Source organism: Neoroseomonas marina (assembly GCF_012927745.1).
Classification (GTDB): Bacteria; Pseudomonadota; Alphaproteobacteria; order Acetobacterales; family Acetobacteraceae; genus Neoroseomonas; species Neoroseomonas marina.
In genome coordinates this window covers 236,972-250,180 of sequence record NZ_JABBKX010000003.1, presented here as the reverse complement: position 1 = coordinate 250,180, position 13,209 = coordinate 236,972, and the positions used below count along the sequence as shown (strand labels likewise).

Here is a 13,209-nt window from a genome sequence, read left to right as displayed (position 1 = left end):
AGTCGCCATACCCCGCGCGGATCCCCTCGAGGCTGAGAGTCGCCCCCTCCATCAGACCTGCTTCCCTTCCCATGGAGCGACGTTCATGCGGCGCGGGTCTCGGGCGGGCCGAGATAGACCTCGGCGACCTTCTCGTCCTCCTGCGCCTCGCGCGGGGTGCCCTCGAAGATCACCGCGCCGTGGTCGAGGACCACCACGCGGTCCACCACGGACAGCAGCACGCCCATGATGTGCTCGACCCAGACGATGGTGATCCCGCGCTCGTCGCGGATGCGCTTCAGCATGTCGGCGGCCTGGCGCATCTCCGCCGCATCGAGCCCGCCCAGCGATTCATCGGCGAGCAGCAGCTTCGGCCGCGTCGCCAGCGCGCGGGCGAGTTCGAGCTTCTTGAGCCCCGCTGCGCCGAGGCCGCGGACCTGGGCGCCCGGATCGGTCGGCAATTGCGCGAGTTCCAGCGCGTCGCGCGCGACGGCCTCGGCCTCGTCGTGCCGGAGGTGGCCGTCGCTGCCGAAATGCGCCGCGAGCGTCGCGTTCTCGAGCAGCGAGAGCTCGCGGAAGGGGCGGGGGATCTGGAAGGTGCGGCCGATGCCGCGCCGGCAGGTCGCATCCGCGGTCAGGCCGGCGATCTCGTCGCCGTCCAGCTTCACGCTGCCCGCGGTCGGCTTCAGCATGCCGGCGATGCAGTTGAAGGTCGTGCTCTTGCCCGACCCGTTGGGGCCGAGAAGGCCGAGGATCTCGCCCTTCCCGACGCTGAAGCTGACGTTGTTCACGGCGATGAAGCCGCCGAAGGCCTTGGTCAGCCCCGAGACGGTCAGCATGCTCACGGCGCCCCGCCTGCGGCGGGGCGGCGATGTGTCACCAGCACGGACGGACCCCTAGCGCAGCGCGAAGGGGCTGCTGGCCGGCAGCGGCATGACGGGCGGGCCGGCGGCGATCGGCGTCGGCCAGCGCACGATGGACTTGGCGTTCTCGAACTGCATGACGACGGCGATGCTGCGTTCGTTCTGGCCGGCCATCTCGTCGCCCGGCGGACGGAACTTCACGCCGTAGCCCTGGATGGTCCCGCCGACCGGGATGTCGACGGCGAGGGCCGCGGTGCGCATCGCCTCGACCGAGCCGCCGCCCTGGCGCACCGCGGGCTTGAGCACGTGCTCGAGGAACACCCAGGTGTTGTTGAATCCCATCGAGGCATGGGTGGGCGGATCGTTGGACCGGGTGCGCGCGCGGAAGCGGTCGAGCAGGATCTGCTGCAGCTCGCGCGCCTGCGGCGTCAGGCGCTCGGGCGAGAGCATCTGCGTCGCGGCGGGGTCCACGTTGCAGAAATGGTCGATCTCGCGGCCGAAGGTCTCGGTCAGGCGGTCGATCTGCGAATAGCCGGCGCCGTGGCCGATCACCATGCGCGTGCGCAGGCCGCCGGACTTGGCCTGGCGGAGGAACAGCGTGATGTCCGGGTTGTAGCCGACCTGCAGGATGGCGTCGGGCCGTTCCCGCCGCAGCTTGGTCACCAGGGTCGAGAGGTCCGGCGCGGTCGCCGAATAGCCTTCCTTGAGCGCGATCGGCATGCCGACGCGGTTCGCGTTGGCCTCGAGCGCGGTGGCCACGCCGACGCCGTAGGGGCCGTCCTCATAGATGATGCCGAGCTTGAAGTTGCCCGGGGCGATGCGCGTGGTCCGCTCGCAATGCTCCGAGAGGAACATCACGCTGCCTTCGCCGTACTGGTCCGAATGGACGGTCGGGCGGAAGATGGTGGTGAAGTTCTTGCCCTTCAGCACGGCGGTGGCGATGGCGCTGTTGATCCAGAGGATCTTGCCCGCCGCCTGCATGCGCTGGGCGAGCGGCACCGCATGGGCCGAGCTGTAGACGCCGATGACGACGTCCACCCGTTCCTGGCCGATCAGCCGCTCGGCCTCGTTGATCGCGACCTCGGCGCGGCTCTGGCTGTCGGCGGAAACCGCCTGCACCAGGCGACCGTCCACGCCACCGCGTTCGTTGAACAGCTCGATGGCGATCTCGGCGCCCTGGAACAGCGGCACAGACCCGGCGCCGGCGAAGGGACCTGACAGGTCGTGCAGCAGGCCGATGCGGATCGGCGCCCCGGATCCCTGCGCGCTGGCCCGGCCGGCGGCCAGCGCGGCCGCCCCTGCCATGACCGTTCGACGATTCATCAACATGGCGCTCTCCCTCGGTTTCCAGCCCTGCCGACCGGCCAGGAATCGAGGAACGAGCCCTCTGACGGGGCTGCGCGGCCTCCCTGCCCATATTCAGCGACGACGGAAACCGGACCCGGCTCCGAGCCGCCCCTGTTGGTCGTGTGTTGGACACAACCTCAAAGGCGGGACGCCCGGGCGTCAAGAGCAAGTTTTTTCACGCACCCTGAGGCGCGGAGAGTCGGCGCGTCAGCGCGCGTCCCGTTCGGCCAGCGCGGCGCGGAAGCGCGCGATCCAGGTGCCGATCGCCTCGGGCCGCGTCTTCAGCGCCGTCCGGTTGACGATGAGGCGCGAGGTGACGTTCGCGATCACCTCGGTCTCGCGCAACCCGTTCGCCTTCAGCGTCGAGCCGGTCTGCACCAGGTCGACGATCAGCTTCGCGAGGCCCATCGACGGGGCCAGTTCCATCGCGCCGTTCAGGTGGACGATCTCCGCCTGCACGCCGCGGGCGGCGTAATGGCGCTGGGCGATGTTCGGGTACTTTGTCGCGACCGTGATGCGCGACCACCGGCTGGGATCCTCGCCCGTCGCCGCGACGGGTTCGGCCACCGACACACGGCACCGCCCGATGCCGAGGTCCAGCGGCGCATAGATCTCGGGGTAGTCGAATTCCATCAGCACGTCCGCGCCGCAGACCCCGATCTGCGCCGCGCCGTGCGCGACGAAGGTCGCGACGTCGAAGGACCGGACGCGGATGACGTCGAGTGCGGGGTCTTCGGTCGGGAAGCGCAGGCGCCGGCTGCTCTCGTCGGCGTAGTCGGCCGCGGGATGGATGCCCGCGCGGGCGAGGACAGGACCGAGTTCCGACAGGATCCGGCCCTTGGGCAGGGCCAGCACGATCGGGCCGGCATCCTCGGGCGTCGCGGGGGAGAGCGGGGTGGGAATCGGGTGGTCCATGGAAGAACTTACACCAGAAGCGCCGGAGTCGGTGTCATCGCAATTGCGTTTCAGCCCGGTAGCCGTTCGACGTCGGCGCCGACGGCCGCAAGCTTCGCCTCGACGCGCTCATAGCCGCGGTCGAGGTGGTAGACGCGGTTGACGATGGTCTCGCCCTCGGCGGCGAGGCCGGCGAGGATCAGCGACACCGAGGCGCGCAGGTCGGTCGCCATGACCGGCGCGCCGGCCAGGCGCGGCACGCCGCGCACGATCGCCGAATGGCCGTGGTAGTTGATGCGCGCGCCCATGCGCAGCAGCTCCGGCACATGCATGAAGCGGTTCTCGAAGATCGTCTCGGTGATCATCGAGGCGCCCTCGGCCACGCACATCAGCGCCATGAACTGCGCCTGCATGTCGGTGGCGAAGCCGGGGAAGGGCTCGGTCACGACGTCGGTGCCGCGAAGCCCGTTCAGGCGCGAGACCTTGAGCCCGCCATCCGCCTCGGCCACGTCCACGCCGGCGTCGCGCAGGATGCGCACCACGGCGCCGAGATGATCGAGCCGCGCGCCGCCGAGCAGGACCTGCCCGCCGGTGATGGCGGCCGCGCAGGCGAAGGTGCCGGCCTCGATGCGGTCGGGGATGATGGGATGGACGGCGGGGCCGAGCGTGGCGACGCCCTCGACGATCAGGCGGTCGGTGCCGATGCCCTCGATCCGCGCGCCCATGCGCATCAGGCAGGCGGCGAGGTCAGTGATCTCGGGTTCGCGCGCGGCGTTGACGATCTCGGAGGTACCGCGGGCCAGCGTCGCGGCCATCAGGATGTTCTCGGTGGCACCGACCGAGACCTGCGGGAAGATGATCCGCGCGGCCTTCAGGCCGCCGGGCGCCTTCGCCTCGATGTAGCCCGAGGTGATCTCGATCTCGGCGCCCATCTGCTCGAGCGCCTTGAGGTGGAGGTCCACCGGCCGCGTCCCGATGGCGCAGCCGCCGGGCAGGGACACCCGCGCCTGGCCGAAGCGCGCGACGAGCGGCCCGAGCACGAGCACCGAGGCGCGCATCTTGCGCACCAGGTCGTAGGGCGCCTCGAGATTGGTCGCCGCGCCGGAGATGGTGATGGTCCGCGCCGGCTTGTCCCACGCAACCGTGAGGCCATGCTGCGTCAGCAGCCCGGCCATGGTCGTGACGTCGGCGAGGTCCGGCGCATTGGTCAGCGTCAGCGGCCCGTCGCCGAGCAGTGCCGTCGCCATCAGCGGCAGGGCGGCGTTCTTGGCGCCCGAGATCGGGATGGTGCCCGACAGCGCGCGGCCGCCGCGGATGCGGATGCGGTCCATGCCCTTACAGCCTCGGCAGCGCGACGCCGCGCTGGCCCATGTACTTGCCCTTGCGGTCGGCGTAGCTCACTTCGGGTGCGCCTTCGCCCTTGAGGAAGAGGAACTGGCAGACGCCCTCATTCGCATAGACCTTGGCGGGCAGGGGCGTGGTGTTGCTGATCTCGATCGTCACCTGGCCTTCCCATTCCGGTTCGAGTGGCGTGACGTTCACGATCAGGCCGCAACGGGCATAGGTCGACTTGCCGAGGCAGATCACCAGTACGTCGCGCGGGATGCGGAAGTATTCGACGGTGTGGGTCAGCACGAAGGAATTGGGGGGGATGATGCAGACCGGGCCCTGGCGCGTGACGAAGCCGTCCTCACTGAAGGCCTTGGGGTCGACCACGGCGTTGTCGACATTGGTGAAGATCTTGAACTCGTCGGCCGCGCGCGCGTCGTAGCCGTAGGAGGACAGGCCGTAGGAGATCACGCCTTCGCGGCGCTGGGCCTCCACGAAGGGCTCGATCATGCCCTGTTCGGCCGCCATCCGGCGGATCCAGTGGTCGGGCATGATGGGCATGGTGGTGGCCGGCCTCGGCTTCTTGCGGGCGGGCGGGCGGGGCCAGGCGCGATGGCGGCCCCGGGCGCCCCGGGGCGGCCGGATTAGCCCATGGGCTTGGGCGGGGCAACCTTCGCGGGTGCAGCGGGGGCGGCCTCGGCGGAGTCGCGGGCGCGGGCCTGGGCCTTGCGGCGCTTGAGGTTCTCCCGCAGCGCGGCGGCCAGGCGGGCGGTGCGGTCCTCGGCGGCGGGCGGTTTCGCGGGCGGGCGGGTCATCGGCGGGGAAGGTGGCGGGGGCCGGGTCGGGCGGCAAGGGGGTGGAACCCCCGCGCGATGGGGTTGCGCGGCGCAAGCCATCCGCTTAGAGAGTGCGCCGCCCAGCGGCACCGGCGCTGTTGTAGCTCAGTGGTAGAGCACTCCCTTGGTAAGGGAGAGGTCGAGAGTTCAATCCTCTCCAACAGCACCATCTTAGGCCCTTGAAGGGCCTCGAAAATCAGGCGAAACAAGGGTTTGCGTGTCTCCGGTGATACATCCGGGTGATACATCTTGGCCCTTTCGATGACCCGACCGACGAAGCATCCGACGACCGGCGTGTATCGCATCCGCAAGGTGGTTCCGAAGGAGCTTCGGCCCATCATCGGGAGCGCCGAGCGCATCATCAGCCTGCGGACTAAGGACCCCACCGAGGCAGCGAAGCGGGCCCCTGCGGCGCTGCGGAAGATCGAGCATGAGTTCGCGGCTGCGCGTGCCGCTCTTGGCCCTGCGCGGCGCCTGACACACCGCGAGGTGGTTGCCCTCTGCGGTGCGCTCTATCGGGAGACCGTCGCGCACTGGGAGGATGATCCGGGAGCGCCGGAGGGATGGGAGCTATTCGCGGAGCAGCTTTACGCGGAGCTTGAACGGGACGCCGCGACGGACCAGCCCATAGGCCCCAGCGCGGCCGACCTCACCGATGCACAGCGGCTTGCGCGGCAGCACGGCATCGCGGCCGACGCGGACAGCATCAGGCGCATCGCAAGGGCCCTCTACGGGACCAAGCTTAAGGCCGCTGAAACGCTGCGACGCAGGGCGGAAGGCGACTACTCGCCGGATGCACACGTCGCGACGTTCCCGCCCATCGTCGTGCCTGAGGCCAGCGTGGCGCCAATACCCCCCATCACCCCATCAGCCGAACGCAAGGCCGTGCCATTGACTAGTGAGACCCTCCTTGAGGCGTGGGCAGCGGAGGCGACGCCATCGGCTGCGACGGCCAAGAAGTATCGCGGCACGTTTCGCAGCCTCGCCCGCATCCTCGGCTTCGATGACGTGCAGCGCATCACCGCCGATGACGTGGTGAGGTTCAAGGAAGCCCGCCTTGCGGAAGGCAAGGACGTGGGCACGGTCGCGGATGACGTGATTGCGGCCGGCACCGTGTTCAAATGGGCGACGAAGAACCGGAAGGTCGCGGGCAACCCGTTCGCTGGGATGGCACCCAAGGTGAAGCGCCGGGGCCCGGCATCACGCGATCCGTATTCCGATGATGACGCGAAGCGCATCCTCACCGCCGCACGGCTGGAGACGGGGGCGCTGCGTTGGCTGCCCTGGCTGCTGTGCTTCACCGGGGCCCGTCTGGGGGAGCTTGCGGAGCTTCGGCGTGGTGACGTGCGGCAGGAAGCGGGCGTGATGATCCTCGACATCCGACCGACCGAAGCGCGGGCCGGGAAGAACGAGACCATGCAACGGATGATCCCGCTGCATCCGGAGCTGATCGCTGAGGGCTTCCTTCGCTACGTCACGGAGCTTCCGGCCGATCCACTTGGCCCGCTGTTCCCGAGCATCGTCGCATCGAAGGACGGGACGCGCACGACCAACGCGCAAGCCGAGCATGGGCGATGGATGCGCGATGTGGTCGGCATCAAGGACCCGAAGAAGGCCCCGGCGCACTCGTGGCGGCACCGCATGGAGGACGAGCTTCGCAAGGCGCGGGTCTCGCACGAAGCGCAGGACGCCATCACCGGCCGGTTCAACCCGAGGAACGCAGGCGCAGGATACGGGAAGGGCTTTCGAGGGATGCCGGACGAGGTGTTGAAGGACCTTGCGCGGGTGCCCTCTCCGGTGCCGCCATCGGAGGGTTAGGGCTCACCTCCCAGGGCCCCAGGATTTGCGGTCCAGTCTGAGTGGACCGGAAGCGGCCCCGGGGGCCAATACGGCTCACCTCCCCATGGCCCAAGAATTTGCGGTCCAGTCAGTGGACCGGAAACGGAGCAGCCAGTCCCGGGCGCTGGGCAATAGGGTGCATCTCCCCACGCACCCAGCGGAACCCGCCGCGCGTGGACCAGTTTCGCCCCGGCAATGGCGATGGCGGGGGCGGATTGCGATGGCAGGCCGCTAGCCGGTCTCTCGCGGTCCGCCCCCAACGCCGGGGCGCCCGGCCTGACCAAGGCCGCCATCGCCAAACCCCTTCAACCCGATGCTGACCACCGTCTGCGCCCGCCACGCATCCGTGCGGGAGGACGGTCGGCGCATCACGCCATCCTCATTGCCGAGACCCCATGAACCACACCCAAGCCCCCAGCGCGGAGCAAGTCCGTGCTGCCGCCTACGCACGTCACCGCCATGGCACGCCGCCGCCTGACGTGACCACCATCCGCACGCGCTGCGGCCGGACCATCACGATGGACCGCAGCCGCTTTGAGCGAGTGAAGGCGGCGGTCGAGAAGCTGACCGACAAGCCCTTTCCGCCCCCGTATTTCAACGATGACGGGCACGGTCGCCGCTACCCCTGCATCAACCTCGATGTCCCCGGCGGGCGTCCCGGCGGGAGCAACGTCTACCTCCACCGTCTCCTCTTCGCGGAGGAGGCGCAGCGGGCGACCATGCGCTTCGCGAGCAAGGACCGCCTCAACCTCACCGAGGGCAACTTCCTCATCACTGAGGGGTGCGGTGGACGCCGCGAGGCGCGGCTTCTCGTTGCGGCCGAGGCGTTCTGAGCCGTGCATCGCACGACCCTCGCCGCCAAATGATCGAGAAGCATGACCGCCAGGTGGTGCCCATCTGGTTCCCCATCGCGGACCTTCACCGGGACCCACGGTTTCAGATCAGGACCCGGATGGAGCCCGGTGCGGTGGACCGCTACGCCAACGCGCTGCGGGCCGAGGTGGAGCTTCCGCCCGTGCGGGTCGCAATGGTGGCCGGGGTGCCGGTGCTGGTCGATGGCTGGCACCGCGTCGCGGCCCACCAGATCACCGGAGCGACCCACGTCCCGGCCCTCGTCACCGAGGCGACGGCGCAGGAAGCCCGATGGCTGGCCGCCGAAGCCAACCTCACCCACGGGCTACCGCTCAAGAAGGGCGAGCTTCGCAGCGCCTTCCGGGCCTTCATCACCGCCCGGCGCCACCGCGTCCCCGCAAGGGCAGGGCAGGGGCCGGGGAGGCTGTCCTACCGGGACATCGCCAAGGCCCTTGGCGGGCACGTCACCCACCAGACCGTGAGCAACTGGATGCACAAGGACTTCCCCGACATCGCCAAGGAATACGGCAGCGAGGCAACGCCGATGGCCGAGGCGCCAGCGCCGGAGGACCCCGAAGAGGGCTTCGCCAGGACGGCGCAGGAGGCCATCGCACAGGCCCTCTCAGCGGCCCGTGGCGTGCGCGATCCGGGGCGACGCGGGGCACTGGTAGCCGCAACTGAGGCAGCCCTTCGGGAGCTTCGGGAGGGCCGCGCCTGGGTCCCGCCAAGCCACGAGTTCTAGGCACGGCTGGGGCCTCTCGACGTTCCACCTTCCCGGGGGAGCCGGGAGGCCCCGGCCACATCCGAGGGCATCGGAAGGGGCACCCTCGGGGGCCTGTCAAAAATGGACACCTCTAGGCGACAGACCGGGGTTTTCAGCGGGGCACGACCAGCCGGAAGCCCAGGGAAAACCTAGCGTTGCCGGATCGGGACCAGAATGTGGCCGAGGGACCCCATTTCTCGGGGCCGTCCAGGGTCCGGGCATTTTGGGTCGTGACCCTGAGCGGCCATCCGCAAGCCCGGCCGTCGCGCTTTCCCCCCGGTGGGGGGCGTGGAAGCCCCCGGGCCCCGGCCAGCCCTCCCGGCCCCCTCGGCGCCACGCTATGCCCGCCCGTCGCTGCTTCGCGGTATGAAACCGCAAGGCGCCCGTAGTGGGCACCGCACCAGCCCCGAGGCGGGCCGCCATCGTGACATGAACAGGGCAACGCTCGTTGATCAGTTGTTGACACAGTGGGCACACCTCTCCATCTTCCGGCCCGTCGCCGCACGGGACCGGGAGCTAGCCCATGTCAGCCGCTACCAGCGCCACCGCACATGCCGCCGAGGGCCGGACCTTCGTCGCCTACCTCCGCGTCAGCACGGACCAGCAGGGGCGGTCGGGCCTGGGGCTTGAGGCGCAGCAGGCAGCCATCGGGGCGTTCCTGCGGCCGACCGACCGCCTTCTGGCCCCGCCATTCGTGGAGGTGGAGAGCGGCCGGAAGAGTGAGAGGCCGCAGCTAGCCGCAGCCATCGCCCGGTGCCGACAGACCGGTGCAACGCTCTTGGTCGCCAAGCTCGACCGGCTGGCCCGTGACGCTCACTTCCTTCTCGGCTTGCAGAAGGCGGGGGTGGAGTTCGTCGCCACCGACATGCCGACCGCGAACCGCCTCACGGTGGGCATCATGGCCCTGGTCGCGGAGGAGGAGGCCCGGATGATTTCCGCCCGGACCAAGGCCGCCCTGGCAGCCGCCAAGGCCCGTGGCGTGAAGCTCGGCGGGGACCGTGGCTATCGCCCGTCAGCGCCCCCGAACGCGACCGCAGGGGGCAAGGCATCGGGCGCCGCGCGAGCCCAGGCTGCTGACCATGCGGCGTTCCGCGTGATGGATGCCATCCGGGAGGCGCGGGAGGCGGGGGCAGGGTCCTTGCACCAGATCGCCGCAGCTTTGAGCGTCCGGGGTGTGCCGACCCCATCGGGCAACGGTCCGTGGACCGCCACGGCAGTTCGGCGGGTCATCGCACGGGCCGAGAGGATAGCGGTGTGAGGCCGGGGGTAGGCCACGGGGCTTCCGGTCAACCCACTACACTTGAAGGCAGCCTGATTTAGGACAATAATCTTTAATGCTTCTGGTATGGGATATGTTTTTTCGGCGTGCTCCGGGTCGGTAGGCGGTGCGTCCTTCGCATCCAGTATTCCCGGGATCGCTCCCGCTTCCGGGTCCATCGGGCCAAAGCGCGGCGTCGTCCCGGCCCTGCGTCACTCCCGATTAAGGGACTGATATTCCTGCGGATTATATTGCTTCCCCGGTTCCGCTATGGGCCCGCTACTGGCACCATTGGGCTGCCCTCGGGATGACCGAGGATAGGAACGGAGGCCAAGCCGCATGAGCACGACCACTGAGACCCACCGATGGCTAGCCGGGCACCGCGAAGCAGCCACGGACCGCATCGCCGCAGCACTCGGCGGGGACGTTGGGGCCGCCCGCCGTCTGGTCTCCCGTCTGTCTCCCCTTCAGCGGTGGGTGGCAGGGGACGGGGATTTGGAGGCACGGGCGGTGCTCGGGAGCTACGTCGCCCGCCATGGGAAGCCTCGGGTCCGCTTGAAGGCACAGCCCCGCTAGGCGCGACGGAGCCGCCGCTATGGGCCTGGAAGGGAGCGGCTGGGTTTGGGGGTGCGGGCGAGAACAGGGCCCGTCACTGCCCCGCCGCAGCGGCCGACAGCGGGAACCTCAGGAGACTATAGCCGCCAGCCGTAGCGCCGCCGACCGCCCCCTATGAGGAAGCATAGCGAAGCGACGCAGACCGCCAATGCCATGACGCCAAATGCGGCGGCGAACCCAGGCAGGCCAAGGCCGCCGACAGTGACCACGCGAGAGCTGTCGTCGGGGTCTACCATGACTTCCATGCGGTCACCCGGTTGGGGAACCCGCTTGGGAACGGTCCAAGACACACGCAATGGGTGCGGGCGGATCGTATTCCCGACGACAGCGCCGCCGTCTGGCAGCGACACTCGGAGCCGAAGATCAAAGCTCCTCCTGCCGCCACTACCCCTCGCCCCGGTCACTGCAACTACCTCTGCCTGTCCGCGCAGCCACAGATGCTCAATGACTTTTGTGTCGACCACCCAACGCAGAAGGAGGGCCGCAAACACCCCGAACGCGAGTGTGTTTCCGGCATAGAGGGCGAGCCACCAGGCGGAGGGGGCAGGGTCCCGTCGATCCATGCCTTACGCGGCTAGGTGCGTTGGACGCATCCTGTCAATGGTCTGCCGAGCGGCGTGGTTGCCCGCCGATCCATCCGAGTGATACATCTACCGCAGCGCAACCTTCCGGAAACCCGCAGAAAACCTAGCGTTCGCCCGTGCTGGGCCGAGTTCAATCCTCTCCAACAGCACCACCTCACATCCCCTTGAACACCGGTGCCCGCTTTTCCCGGAATGCCTTCAGGCCTTCCTGAATATCCGCGCTCTCCTTGCACGCCTTCGCCCGCGCCTCGCAGGCCGGGACGTCGAGGCGCCCGTGCCCGATCTCGTTGAGCGCCTGCTTCATCCCCTGCACCGCCATCGGCGCCATCGCCGCGAGCGTCGCCGCCAACCCGTCCACCGCCGCATCGAGCGCATCCGGCGCCACCAGATGCGTCAGGTAGCCGATCCGCAGCAGCTCCTCCCCGCCGAGCTTCTCCGCCGTCAGGAACAGGCGCTTCGCCGTATTCAGCCCCAGGCGCGAGACATATCGACGCAGCCCGCCCGGGTAGTAGTGCACGCCGAGCCGCGCGGCCGGCATGAACATCTCCATCCCCGTCACGCCCACGCGGAAATCCGCCGTCAGCGCGAAGTCGGTCGACCCGCCATAGACCCCGCCCTGCAGCCGGCAGATGGTCGGCACGCGGATCGCCTCAAAGCGGTCGACCATGGCGTCGAAGCCCGGGGCGCGGGCGGCGGCCGCCCGGTCCTCGGCGAAGCCGCCGAGGTGGAAGCCGGCGCTGAAGGCCGGCCCGCTCGCCGCGACGACCAGGACCCGCAGCGACGGGTTCGCATCCACCGTGTCGAAATGCTCCATCAGGCGGATGATGTCGCCGGGCTCCACGCGGTTGCGGTGGCGGGACCGGTGCAGGCGGATCGTCGCGCGCGCGCCCTCGATCTCGAGGCTCGGGGGATCCAGGCGGGTGTCTTCGGTCATGGCGTTCCTCTCTCGGCCCCCATGCTTCCCGAAACCCGCCCGCTTCACCAGCCGCAGAGGCGCCGCCCGGTCATGTTGTGGGCGAGGATCGCCCGCGCCGTGGCGTCCTCCAGCCGATCCGCGACCGAGACCAGGATCGGCCGCCAAGGCCCGCAGGCCTCAGCGCCGCTGCCAGTCCCGCCGCAGCCGGCCAGCAGCATCGCCAGACCGATCCAGATCGCGCTCGACCGCATCGCGTACCTCCCGCGCGCGCGCCGCGCGCCTCAGCGTTTCGGACTCCGCCGCGCCGCGCCCGTCGCGCCGCCCGGCGGCATAGGCGGCCAGCAACACGACGAGCGCCGCGCCCAACGCCGCGGCCCACCCCGCGACCCGTCCCCAGGCCGCGGACAGCAGGGCGACGATCGCGCTCATGCCGGCCGCCGCATGCGCTGGGCGACGAACCAGCCCGCGACGCCGAGGATCATCGCCCCCGCCAGCCAAGGCCCAAGGGCCCGCGCGAGTTCCGCTGCCGCGCCGAGATGCGGCGCCACTTGGCCGATCACCTCGACGGCCGCGACCGAGCCGACGCCCGCCGCGGCCGTGCCCGCCGCCGCCCGCGCCGTGCCGCTGCGCGCGACAGCGGTGCGTCCTTCCGGCACGACGCCCGCCAACCGCAGGCCCGCATCGATGGTCGCGCGGTCATACGGCATGCCGCCGAGCTCATGCTGGATCACCGCTTCCACGAGCGGCCGCAGATCGGCGTAGCTGTGCAGGTCCAGTCCCGCCCGCGGGTGGCGGTCCATTCGCCGCGCGACGGCGGCGATATAGGCCTCGGTGTCGTTCTCCCGCCCCGGGGCCCAGCGGGTGACGATGCCGCGAATGGTCCGGAGGCCGTGGCGGTCCTGGTAGGTCGTCAGCAGCATCGCGAGTGCGCGGATGCCGTATTCATGGCTGATGAAGCGCGCGAAGCGGGGCGCGCCGCCGCCGGCGGGTGGGGGCTCGATCGGTGGATCGGCAAGGCCCTGCCAGCGGTTCGCCGGCTGGTGCTCGATGTTGCCCGGGTTGCGGTTGCGGTAGCCGCGGGTCTGGCGGGGGTCCATGCGGGTCCTCGGGGCTGCGGGGGAATGGGTGGCGCTG

At 69.9% G+C, this 13,209-nt stretch carries 13 protein-coding genes and 1 tRNA gene; 5 read left to right on the top strand and 9 right to left on the bottom strand.

Annotation, left to right across the window (positions count from 1 at the left end; genetic code table 11):
- Positions 1-83: 83 nt before the first annotated feature.
- The 6 genes from GWK16_RS11260 to GWK16_RS11235 form a co-directional block, all read right to left on the bottom strand.
- The gene (locus tag GWK16_RS11260) at positions 84-818 is read right to left on the bottom strand and encodes an ABC transporter ATP-binding protein (protein WP_170054420.1); all 735 of its coding nucleotides are present in this window, start codon (positions 816-818) and stop codon (positions 84-86) included.
- Positions 819-875: 57 nt separating this feature from the next.
- A complete protein-coding gene (locus tag GWK16_RS11255) occupies positions 876-2,165 on the bottom strand; it encodes an ABC transporter substrate-binding protein (protein WP_248291313.1) in 1,290 nt (429 codons plus the stop codon).
- Between the two features lie 231 nt (positions 2,166-2,396).
- On the bottom strand, positions 2,397-3,104 hold the full coding sequence (gene hisG / locus GWK16_RS11250) for an ATP phosphoribosyltransferase (RefSeq protein WP_170054059.1): 708 nt from the start codon (positions 3,102-3,104) through the stop codon (positions 2,397-2,399).
- Positions 3,105-3,154: 50 nt separating this feature from the next.
- Positions 3,155-4,414: a UDP-N-acetylglucosamine 1-carboxyvinyltransferase gene (murA, locus tag GWK16_RS11245; protein ID WP_170054058.1), complete on the bottom strand. Its 1,260-nt coding sequence runs from the start codon at positions 4,412-4,414 to the stop codon at positions 3,155-3,157.
- A gap of 4 nt (positions 4,415-4,418) precedes the next feature.
- Complete coding sequence (gene dcd, locus GWK16_RS11240; protein WP_170054057.1) at positions 4,419-4,973, bottom strand: dCTP deaminase; 555 nt, start codon at positions 4,971-4,973, stop codon at positions 4,419-4,421.
- Positions 4,974-5,056: 83 nt separating this feature from the next.
- Positions 5,057-5,227: a hypothetical protein gene (locus tag GWK16_RS11235; protein WP_170054056.1), complete on the bottom strand. Its 171-nt coding sequence runs from the start codon at positions 5,225-5,227 to the stop codon at positions 5,057-5,059.
- 115 nt (positions 5,228-5,342) lie between these two features.
- On the opposite strand from GWK16_RS11235, the gene GWK16_RS11230 reads away from it, so the two are divergent.
- The 5 genes from GWK16_RS11230 to GWK16_RS11210 all read left to right on the top strand — a co-directional run bounded on the left by GWK16_RS11230 (position 5,343) and on the right by GWK16_RS11210 (position 9,960).
- Positions 5,343-5,417 (top strand) — tRNA-Thr (locus GWK16_RS11230).
- A 92-nt stretch (positions 5,418-5,509) separates the two neighbouring features.
- Positions 5,510-7,066 carry a DUF6538 domain-containing protein gene (locus GWK16_RS11225; protein ID WP_170054055.1) on the top strand — a complete coding sequence of 519 codons (1,557 nt, stop codon included), beginning with the start codon at positions 5,510-5,512 and terminating at the stop codon, positions 7,064-7,066.
- A 416-nt stretch (positions 7,067-7,482) separates the two neighbouring features.
- Positions 7,483-7,920 carry a hypothetical protein gene (locus tag GWK16_RS11220; protein WP_170054054.1) on the top strand — a complete coding sequence of 146 codons (438 nt, stop codon included), beginning with the start codon at positions 7,483-7,485 and terminating at the stop codon, positions 7,918-7,920.
- Positions 7,921-8,054: 134 nt separating this feature from the next.
- A complete protein-coding gene (locus tag GWK16_RS11215) occupies positions 8,055-8,681 on the top strand; it encodes a hypothetical protein (RefSeq protein WP_456306756.1) in 627 nt (208 codons plus the stop codon).
- A gap of 544 nt (positions 8,682-9,225) precedes the next feature.
- On the top strand, positions 9,226-9,960 hold the full coding sequence (locus GWK16_RS11210) for a recombinase family protein (RefSeq protein ID WP_170054052.1): 735 nt from the start codon (positions 9,226-9,228) through the stop codon (positions 9,958-9,960).
- Positions 9,961-11,313: 1,353 nt separating this feature from the next.
- Here the strand turns inward: GWK16_RS11210 and GWK16_RS11205 are convergent.
- The 3 genes from GWK16_RS11205 to GWK16_RS11195 form a co-directional block, all read right to left on the bottom strand.
- Positions 11,314-12,093, bottom strand: a complete 780-nt coding sequence (locus GWK16_RS11205; protein WP_170054051.1) for an enoyl-CoA hydratase/isomerase family protein — start codon at positions 12,091-12,093, stop codon at positions 11,314-11,316.
- A gap of 159 nt (positions 12,094-12,252) precedes the next feature.
- The gene (locus tag GWK16_RS11200) at positions 12,253-12,504 is read right to left on the bottom strand and encodes a hypothetical protein (protein ID WP_170054050.1); all 252 of its coding nucleotides are present in this window, start codon (positions 12,502-12,504) and stop codon (positions 12,253-12,255) included.
- Positions 12,501-13,172: a structural protein gene (locus tag GWK16_RS11195; RefSeq protein ID WP_170054049.1), complete on the bottom strand. Its 672-nt coding sequence runs from the start codon at positions 13,170-13,172 to the stop codon at positions 12,501-12,503. The genes GWK16_RS11200 and GWK16_RS11195 overlap by 4 nt, the downstream gene beginning before the upstream one ends.
- Positions 13,173-13,209: the final 37 nt, after the last annotated feature.

What these genes read in the sequence shown, in the direction of transcription:
- GWK16_RS11260 (WP_170054420.1), bottom strand. Translation starts at nt 818, where the DNA reads ATGCTGACCGTCTCGGGGCTGACCAAGGCCTTCGGCGGCTTCATCGCC.
- GWK16_RS11255 (WP_248291313.1), bottom strand. Translation starts at nt 2,165, where the DNA reads ATGAATCGTCGAACGGTCATGGCAGGGGCGGCCGCGCTGGCCGCCGGC.
- hisG (WP_170054059.1), bottom strand. Translation starts at nt 3,104, where the DNA reads ATGGACCACCCGATTCCCACCCCGCTCTCCCCCGCGACGCCCGAGGAT.
- murA (WP_170054058.1), bottom strand. Translation starts at nt 4,414, where the DNA reads ATGGACCGCATCCGCATCCGCGGCGGCCGCGCGCTGTCGGGCACCATC.
- dcd (WP_170054057.1), bottom strand. Translation starts at nt 4,973, where the DNA reads ATGCCCATCATGCCCGACCACTGGATCCGCCGGATGGCGGCCGAACAG.
- GWK16_RS11235 (WP_170054056.1), bottom strand. Translation starts at nt 5,227, where the DNA reads ATGACCCGCCCGCCCGCGAAACCGCCCGCCGCCGAGGACCGCACCGCC.
- GWK16_RS11225 (WP_170054055.1), top strand. Translation starts at nt 5,510, where the DNA reads ATGACCCGACCGACGAAGCATCCGACGACCGGCGTGTATCGCATCCGC.
- GWK16_RS11220 (WP_170054054.1), top strand. Translation starts at nt 7,483, where the DNA reads ATGAACCACACCCAAGCCCCCAGCGCGGAGCAAGTCCGTGCTGCCGCC.
- GWK16_RS11210 (WP_170054052.1), top strand. Translation starts at nt 9,226, where the DNA reads ATGTCAGCCGCTACCAGCGCCACCGCACATGCCGCCGAGGGCCGGACC.
- GWK16_RS11205 (WP_170054051.1), bottom strand. Translation starts at nt 12,093, where the DNA reads ATGACCGAAGACACCCGCCTGGATCCCCCGAGCCTCGAGATCGAGGGC.
- GWK16_RS11200 (WP_170054050.1), bottom strand. Translation starts at nt 12,504, where the DNA reads ATGAGCGCGATCGTCGCCCTGCTGTCCGCGGCCTGGGGACGGGTCGCG.
- GWK16_RS11195 (WP_170054049.1), bottom strand. Translation starts at nt 13,172, where the DNA reads ATGGACCCCCGCCAGACCCGCGGCTACCGCAACCGCAACCCGGGCAAC.